20 protein-coding genes are annotated in these 21,409 nt (G+C 52.0%); 10 read left to right on the forward strand and 10 right to left on the reverse strand.

The window, feature by feature from the left end:
- Positions 1–10: 10 nt before the first annotated feature.
- Positions 11–937, forward strand: coding sequence for a zinc-dependent peptidase (locus tag C8E01_RS13105; protein ID WP_116543999.1), 927 nt, complete (start codon positions 11–13; stop codon positions 935–937).
- An 85-nt stretch (positions 938–1,022) separates the two neighbouring features.
- Here C8E01_RS13105 and C8E01_RS13110 read toward each other — a convergent pair whose 3' ends face one another.
- The 7 genes from C8E01_RS13110 to C8E01_RS13140 form a co-directional block, all read right to left on the reverse strand.
- Positions 1,023–2,189 carry a sigma-54-dependent transcriptional regulator gene (locus tag C8E01_RS13110; RefSeq protein WP_116543901.1) on the reverse strand — a complete coding sequence of 389 codons (1,167 nt, stop codon included), beginning with the start codon at positions 2,187–2,189 and terminating at the stop codon, positions 1,023–1,025.
- Between the two features lie 125 nt (positions 2,190–2,314).
- Positions 2,315–3,211 (reverse strand): transglutaminase domain-containing protein, encoded by an 897-nt coding sequence (locus C8E01_RS13115; protein ID WP_116543902.1) that lies wholly within the window; start codon positions 3,209–3,211, stop codon positions 2,315–2,317.
- Between the two features lie 503 nt (positions 3,212–3,714).
- Positions 3,715–4,779, reverse strand: coding sequence for a hypothetical protein (locus C8E01_RS13120; RefSeq protein ID WP_243409562.1), 1,065 nt, complete (start codon positions 4,777–4,779; stop codon positions 3,715–3,717).
- Positions 4,780–4,916: 137 nt separating this feature from the next.
- The gene (locus C8E01_RS13125; RefSeq protein WP_116543904.1) at positions 4,917–5,708 is read right to left on the reverse strand and encodes an FRG domain-containing protein; all 792 of its coding nucleotides are present in this window, start codon (positions 5,706–5,708) and stop codon (positions 4,917–4,919) included.
- Positions 5,709–5,901: 193 nt separating this feature from the next.
- Positions 5,902–6,963: a PA0069 family radical SAM protein gene (locus C8E01_RS13130; protein WP_116543905.1), complete on the reverse strand. Its 1,062-nt coding sequence runs from the start codon at positions 6,961–6,963 to the stop codon at positions 5,902–5,904.
- Positions 6,964–6,980: 17 nt separating this feature from the next.
- Positions 6,981–8,255: a Y-family DNA polymerase gene (locus C8E01_RS13135; protein WP_116543906.1), complete on the reverse strand. Its 1,275-nt coding sequence runs from the start codon at positions 8,253–8,255 to the stop codon at positions 6,981–6,983.
- Positions 8,248–8,718, reverse strand: coding sequence for a LexA family protein (locus C8E01_RS13140; RefSeq protein WP_116543907.1), 471 nt, complete (start codon positions 8,716–8,718; stop codon positions 8,248–8,250). Before C8E01_RS13140 ends, C8E01_RS13135 begins: the two co-directional genes overlap by 8 nt.
- A gap of 305 nt (positions 8,719–9,023) precedes the next feature.
- On the opposite strand from C8E01_RS13140, the gene C8E01_RS13145 reads away from it, so the two are divergent.
- Both C8E01_RS13145 and C8E01_RS13150 read left to right on the forward strand, forming a co-directional pair.
- Positions 9,024–9,812 (forward strand): zinc metalloprotease, encoded by a 789-nt coding sequence (locus C8E01_RS13145; RefSeq protein ID WP_116543908.1) that lies wholly within the window; start codon positions 9,024–9,026, stop codon positions 9,810–9,812.
- A gap of 197 nt (positions 9,813–10,009) precedes the next feature.
- On the forward strand, positions 10,010–11,257 hold the full coding sequence (locus C8E01_RS13150; RefSeq protein WP_116543909.1) for a pyridoxal phosphate-dependent aminotransferase: 1,248 nt from the start codon (positions 10,010–10,012) through the stop codon (positions 11,255–11,257).
- 102 nt (positions 11,258–11,359) lie between these two features.
- On the opposite strand, the gene C8E01_RS13155 is transcribed toward C8E01_RS13150, so the two are convergent.
- A complete protein-coding gene (locus C8E01_RS13155) occupies positions 11,360–12,610 on the reverse strand; it encodes a pyridoxal phosphate-dependent decarboxylase family protein (protein WP_116543910.1) in 1,251 nt (416 codons plus the stop codon).
- Between the two features lie 301 nt (positions 12,611–12,911).
- Between C8E01_RS13155 and C8E01_RS13160 the strand changes: the two genes are divergently transcribed.
- The 5 genes from C8E01_RS13160 to C8E01_RS13180 all read left to right on the forward strand — a co-directional run bounded on the left by C8E01_RS13160 (position 12,912) and on the right by C8E01_RS13180 (position 18,208).
- Entirely contained in the window at positions 12,912–14,477 is a 1,566-nt protein-coding gene (locus tag C8E01_RS13160) for a SulP family inorganic anion transporter (RefSeq protein WP_116543911.1), read from the forward strand.
- A gap of 67 nt (positions 14,478–14,544) precedes the next feature.
- A complete protein-coding gene (locus tag C8E01_RS13165; RefSeq protein WP_116543912.1) occupies positions 14,545–15,216 on the forward strand; it encodes a carbonic anhydrase family protein in 672 nt (223 codons plus the stop codon).
- A complete protein-coding gene (locus tag C8E01_RS13170; protein WP_116543913.1) occupies positions 15,191–15,871 on the forward strand; it encodes a TetR/AcrR family transcriptional regulator in 681 nt (226 codons plus the stop codon). The genes C8E01_RS13165 and C8E01_RS13170 overlap by 26 nt, the downstream gene beginning before the upstream one ends.
- 144 nt (positions 15,872–16,015) lie before the next feature.
- A complete protein-coding gene (locus C8E01_RS13175; RefSeq protein ID WP_116543914.1) occupies positions 16,016–17,032 on the forward strand; it encodes an NADP-dependent oxidoreductase in 1,017 nt (338 codons plus the stop codon).
- An 18-nt stretch (positions 17,033–17,050) separates the two neighbouring features.
- Positions 17,051–18,208 (forward strand): iron-containing alcohol dehydrogenase, encoded by a 1,158-nt coding sequence (locus tag C8E01_RS13180; protein ID WP_116543915.1) that lies wholly within the window; start codon positions 17,051–17,053, stop codon positions 18,206–18,208.
- Between the two features lie 89 nt (positions 18,209–18,297).
- Here C8E01_RS13180 and C8E01_RS13185 read toward each other — a convergent pair whose 3' ends face one another.
- Positions 18,298–18,657: an STAS domain-containing protein gene (locus C8E01_RS13185; protein ID WP_116543916.1), complete on the reverse strand. Its 360-nt coding sequence runs from the start codon at positions 18,655–18,657 to the stop codon at positions 18,298–18,300.
- A 248-nt stretch (positions 18,658–18,905) separates the two neighbouring features.
- Here C8E01_RS13185 and C8E01_RS22170 point away from each other — a divergent pair, with 248 nt between their 5' ends.
- Positions 18,906–19,202 carry an alpha-2-macroglobulin family protein gene (locus C8E01_RS22170; RefSeq protein ID WP_394342108.1) on the forward strand — a complete coding sequence of 99 codons (297 nt, stop codon included), beginning with the start codon at positions 18,906–18,908 and terminating at the stop codon, positions 19,200–19,202.
- A gap of 365 nt (positions 19,203–19,567) precedes the next feature.
- Positions 19,568–19,813 carry a hypothetical protein gene (locus tag C8E01_RS13190; RefSeq protein ID WP_007652719.1) on the forward strand — a complete coding sequence of 82 codons (246 nt, stop codon included), beginning with the start codon at positions 19,568–19,570 and terminating at the stop codon, positions 19,811–19,813.
- A gap of 298 nt (positions 19,814–20,111) precedes the next feature.
- On the opposite strand, the gene C8E01_RS13195 is transcribed toward C8E01_RS13190, so the two are convergent.
- Positions 20,112–21,401, reverse strand: coding sequence for a 4Fe-4S binding protein (locus C8E01_RS13195; protein WP_243409563.1), 1,290 nt, complete (start codon positions 21,399–21,401; stop codon positions 20,112–20,114).
- Positions 21,402–21,409 lie beyond the last annotated feature (8 nt).

The raw sequence follows: 21,409 nt of genomic DNA on the forward strand, positions 1-21,409 counted from the left end.
TAAGCTGCCCATGGGTTACATATTTTTTATTGCACTGGTGGCAGGCATGCTACTGCTATTTTACAGGTGGGCTACCCGTGGGGAGCGCTACCGAAAAGAAATTCTAAAAAGAGGCTTTCCGGTGGAGTGGCGAAAGATTCTACAGGACAGGGTAGGCTTTTACCACACGCTCAAAACCGAAGAAGAGAAAGAGCGCTTTGAGCGGAAGCTCCTGCTTTTTGTATCCGAAAAGCGCATTACAGGTATAGACACGGAGATAGACGACACGACCAAAGTGCTGGTGGGCTCGAGCGCCATCATCCCGATCTTTGGCTTTAAAGACTGGGAGTATCATAATCTGGGAGAGGTACTGGTGTTTCCGGGCAGCATCCACAGGTATAAGAATGAGGACAACGAAGCCGTATCGGAGGTGCTGGGGCGCGTGAATCCTTTTCAGAACGATCATTATGTAACCTTGTCCAAGCCGGCGCTGGAGCAGGGGTTCAATGACATGGCCGACCGCAAAAACGTAGGTATACACGAGTTTGCGCACATGCTCGACCAGGCTGATGGCGAGATAGACGGTATACCCAAAGCCTACCTGCCGGAGGACCTGGTGCGGCCTTGGGAAGAGCTTATGTACCGCAAGATCAGCCAGATCGAAAAAGGCAAGTCGGATATAAACGACTATGGCGCAACCAGTGAAGCGGAGTTCTTTGCGGTAGTAACGGAGTACTTCTTCGAGAAGCCCGACCAATTGGCTGAGAAGCACCCGCGCCTTTATGAACTGCTGACCAAAGTATTTCAGCAAAACCCTAAAAGAAGGTTTCGCATCAACTTCCGGGAACTCCTTAACCCCTACGGCAAACGCCTAGGCCGCAACGAGCCCTGCCCGTGCGGGAGTGGAAACAAGTACAAGCAATGCTGTATGCTGAAACAGGGCAAAGCAGCTGCCTAAGGTATAAAACAGAAACGCCCCAGCCAGCAGGCCGGGGCGTTTTGCATAGGTGAGAACAGTTTGATAATGGGGAACAGTATATCGATTAAGCCACAGCCGGACGGGCATAGGCCTTGGCATCTTCCAGTGTCACTTCCTGGCCGCTCATAATGACCAGGCGCTCCACCACGTTGCGCAGTTCACGCACGTTTCCGCGCCAATCAAGCTGCTTCAGGTATTCGAGCGCATCTGCTGTGATGGTCTTGGGCTTGTTGCCGTAGTCGTTGGCAATGTCCTGGAGGAACTTCTGCACCAAATCAGGTATATCTTCCCGTCGCTCGTTCAGCGGCGGCACGTGCACCAGGATCACGCCCAGACGGTGGTACAAATCTTCGCGGAATGTCTTGGCCTCGATCTCCTCCAGCAGGTTCTTGTTCGTTGCAGCCAGCACGCGCACATCCACTTGAATGTCCTTGTCGCCGCCCACGCGGGTAATCTTGTGCTCCTGCAAGGCGCGTAGCACCTTGGCCTGCGCCGACAGACTCATATCACCTACCTCATCCAGGAAGAGCGTGCCGCCGTTGGCCTGCTCAAACTTTCCGATGCGCTGCTTCACGGCCGAGGTAAAAGAGCCCTTTTCGTGGCCAAACAGTTCACTCTCGATCAGTTCGCTGGGTATAGCGGCGCAGTTTACCTCGATCAACGGACCATTGGCGCGGTTGCTGTGTTCGTGTATGGCGCGTGCCACCAGTTCCTTACCAGAGCCATTTGGACCTGTGATCAGTACGCGGGCGTCGGTCGGGGCTACCTTTTCGATCGCCTGCTTCACGCGACCCAGTGCTTCCGAAGTGCCCACCATTTCGTAGGTCTTCGATATCTTCTTCTTCAGGATCTTGGTTTCGGTCACCAGATTCGACTTGTCCAGGGCATTGCGCACCGACACCAGCAGGCGGTTGAGATCCGGTGGCTTCTGGAGAAAGTCGTAGGCACCTTTTTTGGTGGCCTCCACGGCCGTGTCGATGGTGCCGTGTGCCGATATCATGATAAAAGGAGTGTCAGGTGCCATTTCCATGGCTTTTTCCAGCACCTCTATACCATCCATACCTGGCATTTTGATGTCGCAGAGCACCACGTCGTACTTTGTTTTACCGATGTGCTGCAATCCTTTCTGGCCATCTTCGGCTTCGTCTACAGTATAGTTTTCAAACTCCAGGATTTCTTTCAGGGTGCTGCGAATGGCCCGTTCGTCATCTATAATCAGGATTTTGGGCATATGTTTTTCGTTCTTTTTTTGCTGTAAATGGTAAGTATAGAAAATAAACAGCCGCTAATCAAGCGGCTGCAGCATTTGTACGATAAATCCAAAAATTAAGCTGTCTGGTCAGGTATAGGCCGGCCTTAGGAGTTGGTGAAGTTGATCACGCTATACAGTTCAGGCTCCAGGAAAGGGCCGCCCGGGTAACCGGCCGTGTAATCGAAGTTGATCCAAAGCTCCCCGTTGGTCTCGTGGAAGTGAATCTTGCCGCCCGTTACCTCATCCGGGAAAAGCGAGCGCACAGCATAGCTTACCTTGTCCAAGTCCTCTACGGTGCCCATCTTCACCTCGGTATACATGTGGTTGGGCGAGATCACGATGCGCGCCTCTCCGCCAATGGCCATAATGGAGGAGGCCATCAGAATGGCATAGTCGTCGCAGTCGCCGGCAAGCAGCTGGATGCTCTCGGTAGGAGGAGAGTAGTAGTCGAGGCCGAGCGGGTCGTTTACGTAGCGCCAGCTGTTGCGCACATGTTTGAAGAGGGAGAAGTAGCGTACCATTTTGCCATACTTGCGGTAGTACTCGTCATGAAAATAACGGGTGGAGTTCTCTACGGCAAAAGATCGCACAGCCGGGTGGGTGGGCTGCATGGCGCTCTTCACACGGCGCTCCTGAAAATAAGTGCCTTTTACAGGCTTGAAGTAAGACACCTTGCTGGAGTTGCTGGTCATGTTCACCAGCATGGCGTTGTAGTCAGCGTAGAGGTTCTCTACGGTATAGTCGTCGAATGTGCTGTTGAAGAACATGGCGCCCATGATGCCCACGAAAGCCAGCAGGATCAGTTTCTTGTTAATGCTGGTAACAATGACAGAAATAATGGCCGCCAAGATAACACACAGCAGGAAATTCAGCTCATAGTCGATGAAGCTGATGGGTGGTAGGTAAAAACTAATCAGAACCGCCATCGGGAACACGATGATGATCTGGATAAACCGAACTAAGAACGTAGTCAGATTAGAGAGCTTGAACAACTGCGTCATGATTCCCTGCTTTTGTGGTTTCTGGCGCCTATAGCCCTTCTGGCTTTATAAGTGCATTGGCTTGAATTATCTTATACCTGTAACGCAAAATCCGCGCCTTTTTACTCACTTGCAATCCCGAAAATTTTAAATTTTTCACTTGCGTGCCGGTATGCTGATAATTTCGGCAATATTTTCCATATTTTGAAAGCCTTTTTAGACAAGAGGGCAAAATTTAGTTTCAGCAATGCTGTAGCTTTTCTCTTGTCGAAGTGTCATCCCGCCCATACTTTCCATTAATTGCTGCCAGGTTTAGACTAGCGCTTTATAGAAGAGGGTATAATCCTGTAATCCTGGGTACCCCATACTATTTTATGTCATCCTAAAAGTTGAAAATCCCGAGCTAGTTTCGGGGGACATTGGTAGCATGTAGCATCGGCTTAACCAGAACTAATGGAACTGCCAGACTCCTAAGGGGAAGGCAAAATAAAAAGAGCGTAGCCGGCAGCCACGCTCTTTTTATTTTACTGGTACTGTATGTACAGTGGTTTCGGGTCAAGCTTGAGAATTTCCTCCGGTGTCATCAGGCGGGAGTTGTTGCGCGTGTCGTTCTTGTAAAACACTTTGAAGCCCGTAAACTGTACCGGCTCTTTAACTATGAAGCGGCGGTAAGTGTCTCTCTTGAGCGCCGGTGGTCCCCAGCCGTCCATGTGCATCACCACCTGTACTTCTGGCCTTAGTTTAATGTCTTGGGAGTTCTGAATCATACGTTGCGTGAAGCGGTGCACGATCAGCAATTTAGGTGGCAGGTTATACTCCTTGGCAATATCAGCCAGCAGCCCGGTGGCGTAGTTGATGTCCTCGGCGTCAAAGCTACCGATTTTCTTACCAGGCACTTCGCCTTCTTTCATGGCAAACTCGGCGTCTATGCCCAGGTGCACGTTCGGTAGCTTCAGAAATTGCGTCAGACGAGGCAGTTCCTCGGGCAAGGTGCTGCGGCCCACCTGCACATCCAGAAACACAATGGCGTTACGCTGTTTGGCCATCTCCAGCACATCCTCGATCATTTTGTCGGTCATGCGCAGGCGGTATTTGTCACCACGACCCGGGTGGCCCTGTGCTGTTACCACAATGGCGTGCAGGGCGGGCTGCACTGGCGTAAGCGAGTCGGCTTTGGTCCAGTTCGCGACTTCCTCGTCCAGGCGGCTAAGCATTTCCTCTACCGGGTACTCGCCCAGTATACCCATGCGCTTCGACAGTGGGTTGCCATAGTAGGCCAGTATGCGCTTGTGTGGCAGGATGGCGCCCGGCAGTGGTGCCGGACCCGGGTATACGGTAGGTGCCTCAGCAGTCGCGGATGCGGCAGGAGTAACGGTTGGTGACTGTGCTGCCAGCGTGTCCGAAGAGGCTGTGCTGGTGCTATCGGTTGGCTGCGCAGGCATCGTATACTTTTCTGTCGTGGCTGGCAGTGCGGCTGAGTGGGCTTCTTTGTCCTGGGTGCAGGAAGCCGAGCCGAACAGCAGGGTGGCCGCCAGCAGGGCAGGTTTCAGGCGTGTTTTTAGGTAATGGGGTGGTAAATGATTCAGCATAAAGCTTTTGATCGCTTCATGCGTACGTGGTAAAAAGGAGTTCATGGCCAGGAATAGGTATTCGGTGTAAATAGTCTATTAAAGTATAGATATTTCGTGAGGATACAGCGCCTGAGCCGCCTTTTTTAGTAAAAAACTTATTCGTGGGTATAGTGGCGCTTCAGCCATTGACTCAGACCTTGCAGACCCGGAAAGAGTACACGCTCGGTGATATTGGCCTGGTCCAGCTTGTCCCGGATCTCCCACTTTAATCCGGCCGGTATGATGATCTTAAAATACAACTCCGGGTGCTGTTCCAGCCAGCGGCTCATGTTGGCCTGCGCATTCGACATAAGCGAAAATAGGGCGTACTGGTGTACGATGCGTTCGTCCAGCGACGGTGGCTCCAAAAACACCACAAATTCTTCTTTCTGCAGCAAAGCCAGCTCTTTAAGGGAAGAACAGACGGGCTGCAGAATCTCAGGCGTAAACACGTTGGAGCCTTCCTCTTTGATAGCAGTCTGAAGCTTGAGCGGCAGGAAGTCGTTGGCCTTTACATAATCCACGCACCAGATAGCCCCATCTTCGTGGTAGCTGTCCAGGTTTTGGGTGGCAAAGTGCAGGGCCACGTAGGGGGAGTAAGTCCAGTCCAGCAGGCGGGTTGGGAGGCCATGGTGCTGCGCTACGGCCAACCAGTTCCAGACGGAGTCGCCGGGCGCGGCGTTGCTGTGAGCGTACTTCCGAAAGTTTCGCAGAATGTGAGGCTCCAGTTCGTAGTAGCGGCTCCCGAGTCGGGTCAGGCTGGTACTCAGGTCATAGCCCTTGCTCCAGCTGCCACGGTATACGTATGAGGAGCGAAATCGCTTGATGTGCTCGTTCCAACTGTGGTCAAATAAGGCAGACTGCACCTCCGCCCAGCTGTTCACTATGATGTCATTTTTGTGTTCCATGCAATCGTTTTGCTGTCTAGAAGTAGCAGGCGGCGGGGTTGTCGTAAGCGTATACCTGACTGGCGGTTTAAATGTTATACCTATCAATAATAGGGAGGATACACTACAATTACAAGCAGACAGGATGATACTTTCGCGGCAAATTGGTTGTCTGCCTTATTTGGTGAAATGCGCGTAATAGTATCTTCAACTTTTAAAAGAGGTTTATTTGTATACCTGCCCTGGTACAGAAGTAGTTATAGTTGTATGGCTTCATGCTGCGGCCAGCCATGTAGCGGTTTTGGCTCATCTTAAAAAGCTTGTTGATGGCCTCTGCGAATTTTCCCTCGCCGCGCATGCGTGTGCCGAAGCGACTGTCGCTCAACTGACCGCCATGGCAGTCAGCAATCTGGCTCAGCACCTTCTCGGCGCGGTCGGGGAAGGCCTCCCGGATCCAGTCTTCGAAGATGGGGCCGATGCTGCCGTTGAGCCGCACGATGGTGTAGGCTGCACTGCTGGCGCCCTCCTCGGCCGCGCTTTTGATGATGGCCGGAATCTCGGAGTCGTTGAGGCCAGGTATAATGGGGGCCACCATCACATTGACGGGTATACCAACCTCCGCTAGCTGCTTCACCACTTGCAGCCGTCTGGCCCCCGTGGCGGTGCGGGGCTCCAGTTTCTGGCGCAGCTTCTCGTCGAGGGTGGTGATGCTGATGTTCACATGCACCAGGTCGAGCTTGTTGAGTTGCTTCAGCAGGTCGAGGTCACGCAGGATAAGAGCGTTTTTGGTGATGATGCTCACAGGGTGGCGGTACTCCAGCAGCACCTCCAGCATGCGGCGGGTGAGCTGCTTCTTCGCCTCAATGGGCTGATAGCAGTCGGTGTTGCCGGCCAGCATGATGGGCATCACCTGCCAGTTCTGGTTCTCCAGTTGCCGGGCCAGCACCTCCGGAGCGTTTTCCTTGACGATGATCTTGCGTTCGAAATCCAGTCCGGCGCCGTAGCCCCAGTATTGGTGGGTGTTGCGGGCATAGCAGTACACGCAGCCATGTTCACAGCCCTGGTAGGGGTTCATGGAGTAGGACAGGCCCAAATCCGGACTCTCCACTTTGTTCACAATTTTCTTGGGGTGCTCGGTAAAGAACTCGGTTTTACTGTTGGAGAGCATGGCCTCGTCCAGCCCCTCGATGTGCGCAGCCACGTATTCCTGCTTCAGGTAGGGGTTAGCCGGGTTATACTGTGCGCCGCGGCCTTTTAAAAACTCTTCTGCTTTCATAGGATTTCAGGTATAGTTTAATCCACATTTATGCACAGCAGCTTTTCCAACTGCGTGGTATAACAGGGCGACTTCTTTTCGCATTTGAGCTGCCAGGGGCGGGTGGTGCCTTGGGCGGCACAGGTAACCGTGTCGCGGCCCCATGCGTTGTTGAGTTTGTCAAGCGTTTGCATCAGGCGCTGGTGCTTGTCACGGTCCACGGTGTCGAGCAGGCTGGTCTGCACCTGGTTCTGCGGTCGCAACTCCGACACGATCACGCCGCTCTTCTTGTAGCGGTAGCCTTCGCGGTAAAGCGCCTGCAAGGCCAGGCTGGCATACTGCAGCAACTCCAGCGTGCTACTGGTGGCCGTGGGCAAAGCAATGGTCTTGCTGTTGAAGTACTGGGCGTCCGTTTCCCGGAACCGGTTCGTCTCCACAAACACCGTAATGGCGCCTGCACAGCTTTTCTGGCGTCGCAGCTTGGCCGCACAGCGCGAAGCATAGTTGGCTGTAGCCTCCTGCAACTGCGACAGCGTTGTAACGGCATACCCAAACGAGCGGGAGGTGCAGATGTGCTGCTTATTGGGTGCCACCATCTCCAGATCCTGGCAGGGCTCCCCGCGCAGCTCCCGCACGGTGCGCAGGCCCACCACGGTCAGGTGCTGTTTCACGAAGGCATCGGAGGCGTTGCGTAGGTCCAGCGCAGTGTGTATGCCGAAGCCGGCCAGCTTACGGGTATAGCGCCTGCCCACGCCCCAAACGTCGCCTATCTCGGTGCGTCGCAGGGCCTCCTGTATGTGCCGCTCGTCGGTCAGCACCAGCACGCCGTCCGCCTTCTTTGATTTCTTGGAAAGCCGGTTCGCCAGTTTGGCCAGCGTCTTGGTCGGGGCCACACCCACCGACACTGGTATACCTGTCCAGGTCCTGACGGTGTTCCGAAGCTCCCCGGCATACTGGTTCAGGTCACGGCCATAGAAGTTACCCAGGTCCAGGAAAGCCTCGTCGATGGAGTATACCTCCAGGTTGGGTGTAAACTGCGCCAGCGTCTGCATCACGCGCGCCGACATGTCGCCATACAAAGTATAGTTGCTGCTGAAAACGTGCACGTTGTGCTGCTCTATGACATCCTTTGCTTTAAAGGCGGGTTCGCCCATTTGTATGCCCAGCGCCTTGGCTTCGTTGGACCGCGCGATGATGCAGCCGTCGTTGTTGGAGAGCACCACAATGGGTTTACCCTCCAGCTTTGGGTCGAAGACCCGCTCGCAGGAGGCGTAGAAGTTATTGCAGTCCACCAGGGCGAAAAGGCTAGTCATGGCTGCCGTTTACTTTGTGCAGCGACCACACCACAACGCCCCAGGGTTTGAAATCCATCTCTTCGGTAATCTCCACGGGCGGGTACAGTTCGTTGGCCGGCTGCAGGTATAGCCGGGGGCCTTTCTGCAGCAGCCGTTTTACCGTGAACTCACCGTCTACCACCCCAATGATGATGTGCCCGTGGCTGGGCTTCAGGGAGCGGTCCACTACCAGTATGTCACCGTCGTGCAGGCGGGCGTCGCGCATCGACTCACCTCGCACCCGCACCAGGTAAGTGGCGGTAGGATTCCGGATCAGCACCTGTTGCAGGTTGATCTTGTCTTCCAAATAATCCTCAGCCGGTGAGGGGAAACCTGCCGCTACATAGCTCTGGCTGATTGGAAGCTCTAAAAGGTCAGTTAAGCCTAGTGGCACTATTTCCAGGTGATCGGGCAGGGTGTTCAAGGTATAGGCTTTTTCCATAGTGCTGTCTCATTCATACTCTCGTGTAAAATATCGCTCAAATATATATAGTATTTGCTAATATAGTTGTCATTTGTACTAATATTTTTAGCATTTGGTTGTGTTCTGAAACTAACTGCCCGGAGGAGGGGCTGAGGGCAGGCACTCCTGGGGAGGAGGAAAGTGCAGTGTTAATTGGTGAAATACATCCTGTGTTGCATGATTCGGGTAAAGTGTTGCGCTCTGTAAAGAAAATGCAGCCAGGGTATAGCCATTTTACTATTTATGCGTTTAAGTGCAGCATAATTTCAATCAATTCACCTTATATGTTTAAGACCCTTCTAGAAAAAACGAAGAAAGTGTATTTGCTGCTTGCGCTGGTACCCGCACTGGTGCTGACTGCCTGCGACAAGGACGAAGAGAATGCAGCTAATCCCGGCCATGTGCTCAACCGGAAAGCAGTGGGAGAGAGTGCCCGTGACCTGCTCTCTGCTGAGAAATACGGTAAAATTATAGTGGAACTGCAGTACGCGCAGGGGTTCGAGCCTACGGCGGCCGCTGTCAGCAACCTGCGTAGCTGGATGGAGAAATACCTGAACAAGCCTGGTGGCATCATTCTGAGGCAGGCTGCTATTCCGGCGCCCGGCAAAAGCTCCTACACTGCCCAGGACCTGGCGGGCATCGAGGAAAAGTACCGCACAGAGTACACCCGGCCCGATACGATCGCGATCTACTTCTTCTTTGCTGACAGCAAGTATGCAGAAGACACCGAAAACAGCAAAGTGCTGGGGGTCGCTTACCGCAATACATCCATGGCGCTGTTTGAGCATACGATTCGTAGTATGTCAGGGGGTATCGGGCAGCCAGACAGAACAAGGCTGGAGAGCGTAGTGCTACAGCATGAGTTGGGGCATATTCTGGGTCTGGTAAATGCCGGCACACCCATGCAGCAAAACCACCAGGACGCGCCGCACGGCCGCCACTGCGACAACAGCAAATGCCTGATGTACTATACTGTGGAGACCGGTGGCGTGGTGCAGAATCTGCTGGGAGGCTATACGCCGGTGTTGGACCAAAACTGCATCAACGATCTGAAAGCCAATGGCGGAAAGTGATTTTGGCAAAGCGTGACTTTAAGCTACGGCTCCTGACTTATGCACAGGAGCCGTACTCGTTTTCGGACCACCGGGAAGCGGACAGTAGCCTGCCTGCCACGTCCTGCTCAACTGGTAAATGAACCGATGACTTTTTAGTTGTGGCTGTTAGCTGAAATAAGTGGCAAAGCTTTAAATTTGAGAAAAATTAAGCGAGTATGATACAGCGCAGCACGCGGCTAGATGCGGTTCATTACGAACTATGCGGGCCCATATATGAGAAGGCGAAAGAACTGGAGTTGGAAGGGCATCGTATCACGAAGCTGAATATCGGTAATCCGGCTCCCTTTGGCTTTGACGCACCCGAGGCGGTCACCCGAAGCATTATAGAGAACCTGCGCCATGCCCAGGGCTACTCAGATCACAAAGGCATTCTGCCCGCCCGCGAAGCGATCCGGGACTACTACACGGCCAAAGGTATAGCCGGCGTCCACACAGATGATATCTCGCTCGGCAACGGTGTGGGCGAATTGATCCTGCAAGCGGTGCAGGCGCTGCTCAACGAAGGCGACGAGATGCTGGTGCCTTCGCCGGACTATCCGCTGTGGACAGCAGCTGTGCGCTTTTCGGGCGGCAAAGCCGTGCACTACCTCTGCGACGAAGCCTCCGACTGGAACCCCGACCTGGCCGACATCAGAAGCAAGATCACGAGCCGCACCAAGGCTATCGTCATCATCAACCCCAACAACCCGACTGGTGCGGTGTATGCCCCGCAACTGCTGCAGGAACTGGTAGAACTGGCGGCCACACACAATCTGGCGGTGTTCTCAGACGAGATTTACGACAAGATACTCTACGATGAAGTAGAATACCGCTCTACGGCCACTTTCTCAGACGAGGTGCTGACGGTCACTTTCAGCGGGCTTTCCAAGAATTACCTGGCCGCTGGTTTCCGGGCGGGCTGGATGCTGGTGAGCGGTAACAAAGCCAAAGCCAGGAGCTACATCGAGGGGCTGAACACCATGGCGAGTCTGCGGGTGTGCAGCAACGTGCCGGCGCAGTTTGCCATACAGGCGGCTTTAAAGGGTTACCAGGAAAACCAGGACCTGGTATTGCCAACCGGCAGACTACGGCAGCAGCGGGATATTTGCTACGAGAAGCTGACGGCTATACCTGGCATTACCTGCGTAAAGCCAAAAGGCGCCTTTTACCTGTTTCCGAAAATCGATGTGAAAAAGTACGCCATTGCCGATGACCAAGCGTTTGTGCTGGACTTTCTACAGGAGCAACACGTGCTGTTGGTACAAGGGAGCGGCTTTAACTGGCAGCAGCCCGACCACTTCCGCATCGTATACCTGCCGGAGCAACAGGAGTTGAGCCAGACCATGGACAAACTCGCTCTGTTTCTGCAGCATTATAAGGGGACAGGTATAGCCACTCAGCGACAGCTAACGGAGTCGCTGTAAGTATAGCCAATTGATATAAACCAGAAAAGGCTCCCGCTAAAGGAGCCTTTTCTGGTTTATGGGATTACCTGTCAGGTATAGCGTTCACTCTGCAGGTATAGCTTACTCTACCAGACAGGCATCCTGCTGATAAGCCTTCAAATCAGCGAGCAGCGGGATCAGGCGGTCGATGGTCACGTGGTCCATGACTACTACCTTATACCAATTGGCGTCGTGGTGATTGTCTGGCACGAGGCCATACTTGCTGGCGATGCCTCTGTTCAGGTGCTCGCTGTGGATCGTGATGATGTTGGAGTGCGGGTTGCGGTAATAGGCTATGCCTGCCTTGTCGAGCTCAGCGGCCAGCCAGGCGGCGCGGTTGAGCAGGGTAGTGGTCTTCTCCTCCCAGCCGTAGCGACCGTAGGTCATCAGGATCATCCAGACAGCGATGGCGTTGGCGCCGGAGCGACTGCCGGTCAGCGTGAAATCCTCTCCCTCCACGTAGCTGGCCTCCTTGGTGTTGGCGTGCTCCATAAAGCCCTTCCGGATCAGGAAGATGCCTGTGCCGTAAGGTGCCTGCACCATCTTATGCGCATCCAGTGTCACGGAAGTAATGTGCCTGCTCTGGAAGTTAAGCGCGTTGTCCGGGTTGGTGAAAGGGTAGATGAAGCCTCCGAAAGCCGCGTCCACATGGATCATGTACTGGCAGTTGATTTCTTCAAGTGCCGCTGCATATACCTCGGCGTTATCCACTGAGCCAAACATAGTTGTCATCATGTTGGTAACCACAATGAAGTGACTTTTGCCTTTCGCTTTCTGGGCGGCGACCACCTCCTGCAGATGGGTTTCGTCGATGGCGCGTGTGTCATCGTCCACCTGTACCGTAGCGATATCGAGGTCGAAGACGTTGGCGGCCTTGCTCATAGAGTAGTGGCTGTCACGGGAGCACAGAATGCAGATGCTGCTGTTACCAACACCGTCGCGGTTGCGGAAGTAGTTGCGGTAGATCCAGATGGCCTGCAGGTTGGCCTCAGTGCCACCCGCCGCCACATAGCCGTCGCAGCTGTCGGGCTCGGCTTTCAGGATCTGTTCGGCGCACAGACCGATCAGTTCGCGCTCGATCTGGTGCGTGCCCCTGAAAAAGGATTCGGAAGCGCCCAGGGTATGGCAGCCGATATGATTCGGGTTGTGGATCAACGCTGTCAGGAAGGGGGCGTCTTTCAGGAAAGGCGCGTCCTGGTAGAATACTTTATTATCAAGGTGGGAGCCAGGTATACCCAGTATGTTCTCGTCATAGAAATTCACATTCTCTTCCAGGGCATTAAATACGATGGTCCGGATCGTCTCTTTATTCAGTTTAGTCCACGGTTTCATACTCGCAAGCGGGGTTAATGGTAAATAGCAGGGGGCTGTCGGTACAGCGTTGTCCTGTTGCATAGGCAGGCAAATATACGACATCCAGCAGACATGCTCCTGAAGAGGAGTATTGCCCTTTCCCTGACAGACTGCGATTTACGAATGTGAATTCGTGAAAGCAATGATATAAATCATATAGACGGTGATAAAAATTACTGAAAAAAAAACTGGGAACTAAACCAAACAAGGCTTTACTTTGTAGTGTTAAAGTAATGCTATTGAAACAAGTTCTAAACCTATACTTTGAAGAAGATGCGCTATGGTTACCTTTAAAGAACTAAAGAATGATCTGCCGGCAGGTATTGTGGTGTTTTTGGTTGCAGTACCGCTTTGTCTTGGCATCGCCATGGCGTCCGGTGCACCGCTGTTTGCAGGCATAATTGCCGGATTTGTAGGAGGCATAGTTGTCACACTTATCAGCGGTTCGCAGCTGGGAGTAAGTGGACCGGCAGCAGGTCTGGCCGTGATCGTGTTGCATGCCATTGAGGGGTTGGGCAGTTTCGAGGTGTTTCTGTCTGCCGTGGTACTGGCTGGTGTTATGCAGTTGGCGCTCGGATTCCTGAAGGCGGGAAGCATCGGGTATTATTTCCCCTCCTCGGTTATCAAAGGAATGCTCTCGGGTATAGGTGTCATCATTATCCTCAAGCAGATCCCGCACGCCTTCGGCTACGACGAGAGCTACGAGGGGAGTGTGCATTTTATGGAGCCGAGCGGTGAAACAACCTTCTCGCTGATACTTGACTCACTGCGCTATGTATCGCCGGCGGCGGTCATTATCAGTGCACTTTCCCTGTTTATTCTAATCTTCTGGGACACTGTCTTGTCTAAAAAAGGCAAAGTGTTTCAGATTGTGCAAGGGCCACTGGTCGTGGTCGTGCTGGGCATTATCCTGAACCTGGTGTTTTTGAACCTGTTTCCGGAAATGGCGTTGCGCGCCAACCACCTGGTAGAGTTGCCGGTGGCGACCAGCGTAGGGGGCTTCTTCCAGCAATTCACCACCCCTGACTTCAGCCGCATACTCACCTACGAGGTGCTGATGCTGGCAGGTACGCTGGCGGTAGTGGCCAGCCTTGAAACCCTGCTTTGCCTGGAGGCGACTGATAAACTGGACCCTCAAAAGCGCATCAGCCCGGCTAATCGCGAGTTGAAGGCGCAGGGTGTCGGCAACATTGTGTCGGGTCTGATCGGCGGTCTGCCTATTACGCAGGTAATCGTGCGCAGCTCGGCTAATATTCAGTCTGGTGGCCGCACCAAGCTTTCGGCGCTTATCCACGGTGTCCTGATCCTGGCCAGCGTAATTGCCATACCTGGTTTGCTCAACCTGATCCCACTGGCCTCACTGGCCGCTATTCTGTTCGTGGTGGGGTATAAGCTGGCAAAACCGGCTTTGTTCAAAGCTATGTACCGTGGTGGCTGGAACCAGTTTCTGCCTTTTGTGGTGACGGTGCTGGCCATTGTGTTCACGGACCTGCTGACAGGTATAGCCATCGGTATGGTGGTGGGTATCTTCTTCATTCTGAAGAGCAGTTACCAGGTTTCGCATACGGTGCAGAAAGAGAAAACACAGGCGGGCAGAGAAAAGTACCGCATTGTGCTGGCCGAGGAGGTCACTTTCCTGAACAAAGGCAATATTCTGGAGGAGCTTCGCAGGGTGCCGCAAAACGCTGAACTGGAGATTGACATGTCGCGCTCGGCGGTGGTAGACCCCGACGTGATCGAACTGATCGAGAATTACAAAGAAACAGCACGCAGTAATAATATCCACCTAAAAATAAAGGGTACGACTGAAGACGAAAAGCTGGAATACGAAGGTGTGAAGTTCTGAAAACTCCCAAACTTTGTTGAGCACGCTGCTCGAAAGGACTACCCAATGATTCAAAAAAATTAAACCCATGAGAACACAAAACAAAGAAACACAGGCAGAACTAACCCCACAGCGCGCAAAAGAGATTTTGCTGGAAGGCAACAAGCGCTTTGTGAGTAACCTGAAAGTAAACCGCAACTTGCTGCAGCAGGTCAACGAAACGTCGGAAGGGCAGTTTCCGTTTGCCATCGTGTTGAGCTGCATCGACTCCCGTACATCGGCTGAGCTGATCTTTGACCAGGGGCTGGGAGACATTTTCAGCACCCGCGTTGCCGGCAACGTGGTGAACGAAGACATACTAGGTAGCATGGAGTTTGCCTGCAAAGTGGCTGGCTCTAAGTTAATTGTGGTGTTGGGCCACAGCAGATGCGGTGCCATAAAAGGAGCCTGCGATCATGTAGAAATGGGCAACCTGAGCACACTGCTGCACAAGATAGAGCCTGCCGTGAACGCTGTGGAATACGACGGCGATAGAAACTCCAAAAACAATGAGTTCGTAGAGATGGTCGCTGAAACCAACGTCGTGTGGGCAGTAGGTGAAATAAAGAAAAGCAGCCCAATCCTTCGCGAAATGATAGAAAAAGGCGAGATTGGCATTGTAGGAGGGATGTACGACGTGGAAACGGGCGTGGTGAACTTCTATGATGACGTTGAAAATATGACTGAAGCACTTCATGAAGAACTTGCTGGCAAATATTAAGATCAAAGTAGAGGAGAAGGTGTACCTCAAAGACCCGGAAGGATCAGACAAAGGACGGGACATTATCAGAAACGGCACATTGCTGATTGATGAGTTGGGCCTGGAGGCCTTCACCTTTAAGAAACTGGCCGAGCGTATGGGCAGTACGGAGGCAACGATATACAGGTACTTCGACAGCAAGCACATGCTGCTCTCATACCTGATCTCGTGGTACTGGAACTGGCTGGAGTACAGGCTGGTCTTTGCCATCAACAACATCAATTCGCCTGAGGACCGTCTGCGCATTGCGATCAGCATTCTGGCGGGTCGTATTGAGAATGACCTGGAGTTCGAGCACATCGACGAGGTGATCCTGCAGCGCATAGTAGTGGCTGAGTCTGCCAAAGCCTACCTCACGAAGGCGGTGGACACCAACAACAAAGAGGGTTTCTTCTTAAGCTACAAGCGCCTTTGCAAACGTATAGCCGACATCGTGCTTGAAATCAATCCAGATTATAAATATCCGGCCTCTCTGGTCTCTACCGTAGCCGAGAGCGCACATTACCAGAAATTCTTTGCGCTTCATTTGCCGTCGCTGACAAACATACACGAAGACGGCGGCGGTGAACTGGAAGAGTTCCTGACGCACATGGTGTTCAAGGCCATCGAAAGATAGAAAAGGGCAGTACGCCGCTATAAAGGATGACATTGGTAACTGAGCCAGTGTCATCCTTTTTTTATGTAGATGGCTTCTCTTCTATAAAACCACAACCCCCGGGGCCGGTTTTGCATACACTAATAGGTATAACAAGCTGAGCCTATGAAAACAAGGAGCATTCTATTGAAAAGCCGTCCGAAGGGCATGCCTTCGGAGGAAAATTTTGAGTTTAAAGAAGAAGAACTTCCCAACCTGCAGGAAGGTCAACTGCTATTGAAGTCGCTTTACGTGTCGGTTGACCCTTACATGCGCGGCCGCATGAGCGATGCCAAATCCTATGTGGCGCCCTATAACCTGAACGAGCCAATAGCCGGAGGCGTGGTGGCGGAAGTGGTGGAAAGCCGCCATGAGAAGTACCAAAGAGGTGCCGTCGTGCTGGGTAATCTACCCTGGCAAACCTACAGCATCTCCGACGGCAAAGGCCTCAGTCCGTTGGACCCGGATTTGGGACCGCTAAGCTACCACCTGGGTATACTGGGCATGCCGGGCATGACGGCCTATTGCGGACTACTGTATATCGGGGAGCCAAAAGAAGGAGAGACCGTGGTCGTGTCTGGCGCAGCCGGTGCGGTGGGCACTGTGGTCGGCCAAATCGCTAAACTGAAAGGCTGCCGCGTGGTAGGTATAGCTGGGTCTGATGATAAAACGGCTTATCTCAAAAACGAACTTGGCTTCGACGAGGCCATCAACTACAAAACCACCTCTAATATGCGGGAGGCTTTGGCAGCTGCTTGCCCTGATGGTGTGGACGTTTACTTCGACAATGTGGGTGGGGAGATTTCGGATGCTGTGTATAGCCTGCTAAACAAATTTGCCCGCATCGCGGTTTGTGGACAGATCGCGCTTTACAATGCCACCTCGGTGCCAACAGGCCCGCGGGTAGAGCCCATCCTTCTCAAAAAGAGTGCTTTGATGAAAGGCTTTATCGTGAGCGACTACGCCGCCCGCTTCCCGGAAGCGGCCACCGAAATGGTAAGCTGGCTAAAAGCTGGTAAATTGCAGTACGAAGAGCATATTGTAGAAGGCTTTGATCAACTGCCACAGGCCTTCTTCGGCTTGTTCAGAGGTGAAAACACGGGCAAGCTGCTTGTGAAAGTGGCAGATTTTAACACCAATTAATTAGCAGATTTACGGAGTATGAACAATTTCACTTTCTACAACCCGGTTAAGATTCTTTTCGGGAAAGGGCAGATTGCAGCCCTGTCCACTGAAGTGCCAGCTGATGCGCGCATATTGATGGCCTATGGTGGTGGAAGCATTAAGAAAAACGGGGTATACGAACAGGTAATGGACGCCTTGAAAGGCCATAAAGTGGTGGAGTTTGGCGGCATAGAGCCCAATCCGCATTACGAAACCCTAATGCGGGCGGTAGACCTGGCGAAACGAGAGCAAGTAGACTATATTCTGGCCGTAGGTGGCGGCTCTGTTATCGACGGCGTTAAGTTTATTGCGGCAGCCATCCCTTTCGAAGGCGGCGACCCCTGGAAAATCTGCTCCGAAAAAGCACCTGTGACCAAAGCCATCCCTTTCGGTGCGGTGCTGACTTTGCCGGCCACGGGTTCTGAGATGAACTCAGGCTCTGTCATCACGAGGGAGGAAACCAAACAGAAACTGTCTTTCGGCTCGCCGCTTACGTTTCCGAAGTTTTCCATCCTCGATCCGGAGACTACCTTCTCGCTGCCTTTGCGCCAACTGAGCAATGGCATCGTGGATGCCTTTGCGCACGTGCTCGAGCAGTACCTGACCTATCCGGTCAATGCGCCGCTGCAGGACCGTCTGGCCGAATCCATTCTGATCACGCTGAAAGAGGAAGGCCCCAAGGCGCTGCAAAACCCGACCGACTACGACACGGCTGCCAATATCATGTGGTGCGCCACCATGGCACTGAACGGTGTGATCCGGGTAGGGGTTCCGACCGACTGGGCCACCCACATGATCGGCCACGAGCTGACCGCCCTGCATGGCATCGACCATGCGCGTACCCTGGCCATTGTGCTGCCATCGCTGCTGCGCTACAAGCGCGACACCAAGCGTGAAAAGCTGCTGCAGTACGGTGAGCGGGTATGGGGCATTGCGCAGGGCAGTGACGAAGAGCGCATCGAAGCAACCGTGCAGGCCACTGTCGATTTCTTTGAGTCGCTGGATATCCGCACCAAGCTGAAGGACTACGATGTAGACAAGTCGACCATCCAGGAGATTGTAAAACGCTTTGAGGAGCGCGGCGTGAAGAATCTGGGCGAACGGGCCGACATTCAGGTGCCGGATGTAGAGCAGATCCTCACTATGAGCCTGTAGCAGGTATAGGTGTAGCGTCTAAGAAGAAAGAGCGCCTCTGCAAAAACACAGAGGCGCTCTTTTTATTTGTTATTGGGGTTCAAAAGAGCTTAGGCAGCTAGTTGTGGATTTTTTTCTTTTTCTGCTTCCTCAAAAGACCTTGCTTTTTCGAATAGTGAATCGAGGCGGAGGAGACGGAACAGGCGTTCGGTAGTGGCATTCATGTCACATAATACGACCTTTACGTCTTGTTTTCGGATCTTGAGCAGTTCGCTCACAAAAGAACAGATACTGCTATTGGTCAGGTGGAGGCGGTCTACGTGCGAGCAATCGATCCAAAGCTCTTTCTTATGATCAGTTGGCGCCTCAGTAATTGCCTGGCGGATTTTATCGAGCGCTTGCTGCTTTACAAGTCCTTTTACAAAAAAGATATGGCGATTCTGGTGCGAGGTGTGGTTGGTAATTTCCATGGCGACGTCCCTAAAAAAGATTTAACATATAAAGGCAGGTGCTTAAGTAGCAGGGGAGACCTTTATTAAATACTATAAAATCAAAAATATTTTGGTGCTTAAATATTGTATTTTTAAAGTACGGGGTAATTGGTATATAGTTATTTAGTTTTCAATAATTTTAGTTAGTGACTTAAATGTGAGTTATTTTAGGGAATGTATTGTTTGAGAGGCTTATAAAGTAATACGCTTTTTATAGTGTTAATGCAATGTGTTTCTTGAAGTATTTTAGTTGTTTAGTGACAAATTCATATTCGCTTATTTCAGGACCAACAACAAAGTGCTACCATAAACCAAGTAGGGGGCCTTACGAGGTATACCGGGAATATTTCCGTCACAAAGTCGCCATTTTCGCAGACCGTTTGCCCAAAGGCAAGCATACCTATTCTATTCAACCTCTGCCGCGGTACATCGGGGTGTATACACTTAATCCTGCCAAGGCAGAGCTGATATATTTTCCAGTGTTTTATGGCCGCATAGGGCTGAAGGATGTGAGAATAAAATAGATTGATCAAATACGCTGCATGTGCTTGTCTTTTTTCGGGAAAAGACGCAAGCGTGTTAAATGCTTTTGAGAGTTAAGCGATTAAGGCTGAATATGTTGTGAATCCAAAAGGCTGTGTTTAGGCCTGATAAAGGGCATTTTGGGATAGTGTTAATATATTGTTAAAATTTTTTACAACAATTATTGTGATTTAAGTTAATGTCACCTAAATTGCACTATGCTGTTTAAGGATAAACGCATAACCAATTCATTCCTGACTATAAAAACACAAGACCTGATTTGAACTAAAGTGTGTACTTTTCGGCTTTATAACCTAAATGCTACACTTCTTGGGAAGAATCAAAACCAACATTTAACTTTTAGCCAATGTTAGATATCATCAATTTTATTGCGCTTGCCGGCATCTTTAACATCTGTTTCTTCTGGTATGCATCTACCAAAATGAAAACAAAGCCTGATCCGGTTAAGACGCTGGTTGTGTCTTTTGTATTCTCTATCCCACTTAGCTTTTTGTTGATTGCCGTTTACACCACCATGCTGCTTTATGCGGCTAAAATCGGCGCCAGCGAAGATGCCATGTGGGAATATATGGAGCAGGAAGAATTGCAGTAGTCCCTACAGGTATAGCTTCGGTTAGCCTGTTATCTTAAACGCATCGCGGGCACTTGTCAAAAGCAGGTGCCCGCGATGCGTTTAGGCTTTATTGAAACATGCCACTACGAGCCACTACTGGCTCCATCTACAAAACAACCAAGATCAGAGGATCCGCTAGTTAAGAAAGAATTACTGTTTCCCATTTCGAATGCAAGCAGGTACCTACCCCGGGCGTTAGGTCTACTGCTATTTGCTACCAAATATCCTTTTCAGTATGGCGAAAAAATAGAATGTGTCGTGAACGTGCTTATAAAGGCTAACTCAAAATGCGCAACTCGTCACGCTTGATCAGCGGAGAACCTGCATAACGACCTTCCTGCGGACCATTTTCCAGCTTCAGCACACCACGTGGACAAACGTGCGCGCAGATACCACAGCCCACGCACGAAGCCCGTATAATCGGCTCACCCTGTTGCGCATACCAGCGCACGTCGATGCCCATTTCGCAATAAGTAGAGCAGTTGCCGCAGGAGATGCACTGTCCGCCATTGGTGCTGATGCGGAAGCGGGAGAAATGCTTTTGCAGCAAGCCCAGGTAGGCGGCCATCGGGCAGCCAAAACGGCACCAAACCCGGTTACCCATCAGCGGGTAAAAGCCGACCCCGACCACGCCGGAAAACATCGCCCCAATAAAGAACCCATACGTGCTGGCAAAGCCGCCTGACAAATCGCCCAGTAACCGTCCTTCGCTCCAGGAGTTGATCCACAGAAAAAGTGTGGTAAGAATAACAAAACCAAGGATCGGGTAGATGATGGCCACTTCCCAGCGCCAGGCTTTGCGGCTTTTATCGGACAGGTGTCGGTAAGGGTCGCCGGCTGTTTCGGCCAGTCCGCCACAGCCGCACACCCAGGAACAGTACCAACGCTTGCCGTAGAAATAAGTGAGCACCGGTGTTGCCAGAAAGGAGAAAACAGCTCCCCAGAACACCATGAATACGCCCAAAGCAGCGCCATCGCGCACCAAATAATCCACGGTGCCCGGAAAGAGATAATCGTATTTGAGTGGCCAGAAATAGCTGAAGTAGTATTCCGGTTGGTTGAGCATAAGCAGCAGGCCCGGCAACAGAAAGGCAAATCCCAGCTGGAAAAACATGACCGAGATGGTGCGAATGATGTGGTAGCGGCTATTGCGGTACTTGAGCAGCGCGTAGACACCCATGATCAGAATGGCAAGGGTATAGAAAGTGCCATACAGAAACCACTGGTCACTGGGACGGTTGCGCAGCCATTGGCTCAGGGGCTCCGTAGCTTTTATCAAACCTTGCAAAGTATCCGGAAACCAGTAGAGCAGCACATAAAAACCCGTAAGTACAAAACCGATGACCCACGCCGAAGCCCCTCGGGAGGTGGCATCCTGTTGCCAGAGCCCATGATTTTGCTCGGCAGTTGATTTGTATCGACGGCTTTGCCAGATGTAGAGCAAGGCGCCGATTGTAAAGACTATTGTACCGCCAAGACCGGTGAGAACAGGGGAAATGTAGTTAGCGCCTACAGCAGCCACGAGTATACCCAGCAGGCCAATGCTGATAACTAGCAGACCTGCCATCTTCAGAA

The organism is Pontibacter virosus, assembly GCF_003096355.1.
In the GTDB taxonomy this organism is placed as follows: domain Bacteria; phylum Bacteroidota; class Bacteroidia; order Cytophagales; family Hymenobacteraceae; genus Pontibacter; species Pontibacter virosus.

What these genes read in the sequence shown, in the direction of transcription:
- C8E01_RS13150 (WP_116543909.1), top strand. Translation starts at nt 10,010, where the DNA reads ATGATACAGCGCAGCACGCGGCTAGATGCGGTTCATTACGAACTATGC.
- C8E01_RS13170 (WP_116543913.1), top strand. Translation starts at nt 15,191, where the DNA reads ATGAAGAACTTGCTGGCAAATATTAAGATCAAAGTAGAGGAGAAGGTG.
- C8E01_RS13120 (WP_243409562.1), bottom strand. Translation starts at nt 4,779, where the DNA reads ATGCTGAATCATTTACCACCCCATTACCTAAAAACACGCCTGAAACCT.
- C8E01_RS13110 (WP_116543901.1), bottom strand. Translation starts at nt 2,189, where the DNA reads ATGCCCAAAATCCTGATTATAGATGACGAACGGGCCATTCGCAGCACC.
- C8E01_RS13185 (WP_116543916.1), bottom strand. Translation starts at nt 18,657, where the DNA reads ATGGAAATTACCAACCACACCTCGCACCAGAATCGCCATATCTTTTTT.
- C8E01_RS13175 (WP_116543914.1), top strand. Translation starts at nt 16,016, where the DNA reads ATGAAAACAAGGAGCATTCTATTGAAAAGCCGTCCGAAGGGCATGCCT.
- C8E01_RS13135 (WP_116543906.1), bottom strand. Translation starts at nt 8,255, where the DNA reads ATGACTAGCCTTTTCGCCCTGGTGGACTGCAATAACTTCTACGCCTCC.
- C8E01_RS13155 (WP_116543910.1), bottom strand. Translation starts at nt 12,610, where the DNA reads ATGAAACCGTGGACTAAACTGAATAAAGAGACGATCCGGACCATCGTA.
- C8E01_RS13105 (WP_116543999.1), top strand. Translation starts at nt 11, where the DNA reads ATGGGTTACATATTTTTTATTGCACTGGTGGCAGGCATGCTACTGCTA.
- C8E01_RS13125 (WP_116543904.1), bottom strand. Translation starts at nt 5,708, where the DNA reads ATGGAACACAAAAATGACATCATAGTGAACAGCTGGGCGGAGGTGCAG.
- C8E01_RS22170 (WP_394342108.1), top strand. Translation starts at nt 18,906, where the DNA reads ATGTGTTTCTTGAAGTATTTTAGTTGTTTAGTGACAAATTCATATTCG.
- C8E01_RS13190 (WP_007652719.1), top strand. Translation starts at nt 19,568, where the DNA reads ATGTTAGATATCATCAATTTTATTGCGCTTGCCGGCATCTTTAACATC.
- C8E01_RS13145 (WP_116543908.1), top strand. Translation starts at nt 9,024, where the DNA reads ATGTTTAAGACCCTTCTAGAAAAAACGAAGAAAGTGTATTTGCTGCTT.
- C8E01_RS13180 (WP_116543915.1), top strand. Translation starts at nt 17,051, where the DNA reads ATGAACAATTTCACTTTCTACAACCCGGTTAAGATTCTTTTCGGGAAA.
- C8E01_RS13115 (WP_116543902.1), bottom strand. Translation starts at nt 3,211, where the DNA reads ATGACGCAGTTGTTCAAGCTCTCTAATCTGACTACGTTCTTAGTTCGG.
- C8E01_RS13140 (WP_116543907.1), bottom strand. Translation starts at nt 8,718, where the DNA reads ATGGAAAAAGCCTATACCTTGAACACCCTGCCCGATCACCTGGAAATA.
- C8E01_RS13165 (WP_116543912.1), top strand. Translation starts at nt 14,545, where the DNA reads ATGAGAACACAAAACAAAGAAACACAGGCAGAACTAACCCCACAGCGC.
- C8E01_RS13160 (WP_116543911.1), top strand. Translation starts at nt 12,912, where the DNA reads ATGGTTACCTTTAAAGAACTAAAGAATGATCTGCCGGCAGGTATTGTG.
- C8E01_RS13195 (WP_243409563.1), bottom strand. Translation starts at nt 21,401, where the DNA reads ATGGCAGGTCTGCTAGTTATCAGCATTGGCCTGCTGGGTATACTCGTG.
- C8E01_RS13130 (WP_116543905.1), bottom strand. Translation starts at nt 6,963, where the DNA reads ATGAAAGCAGAAGAGTTTTTAAAAGGCCGCGGCGCACAGTATAACCCG.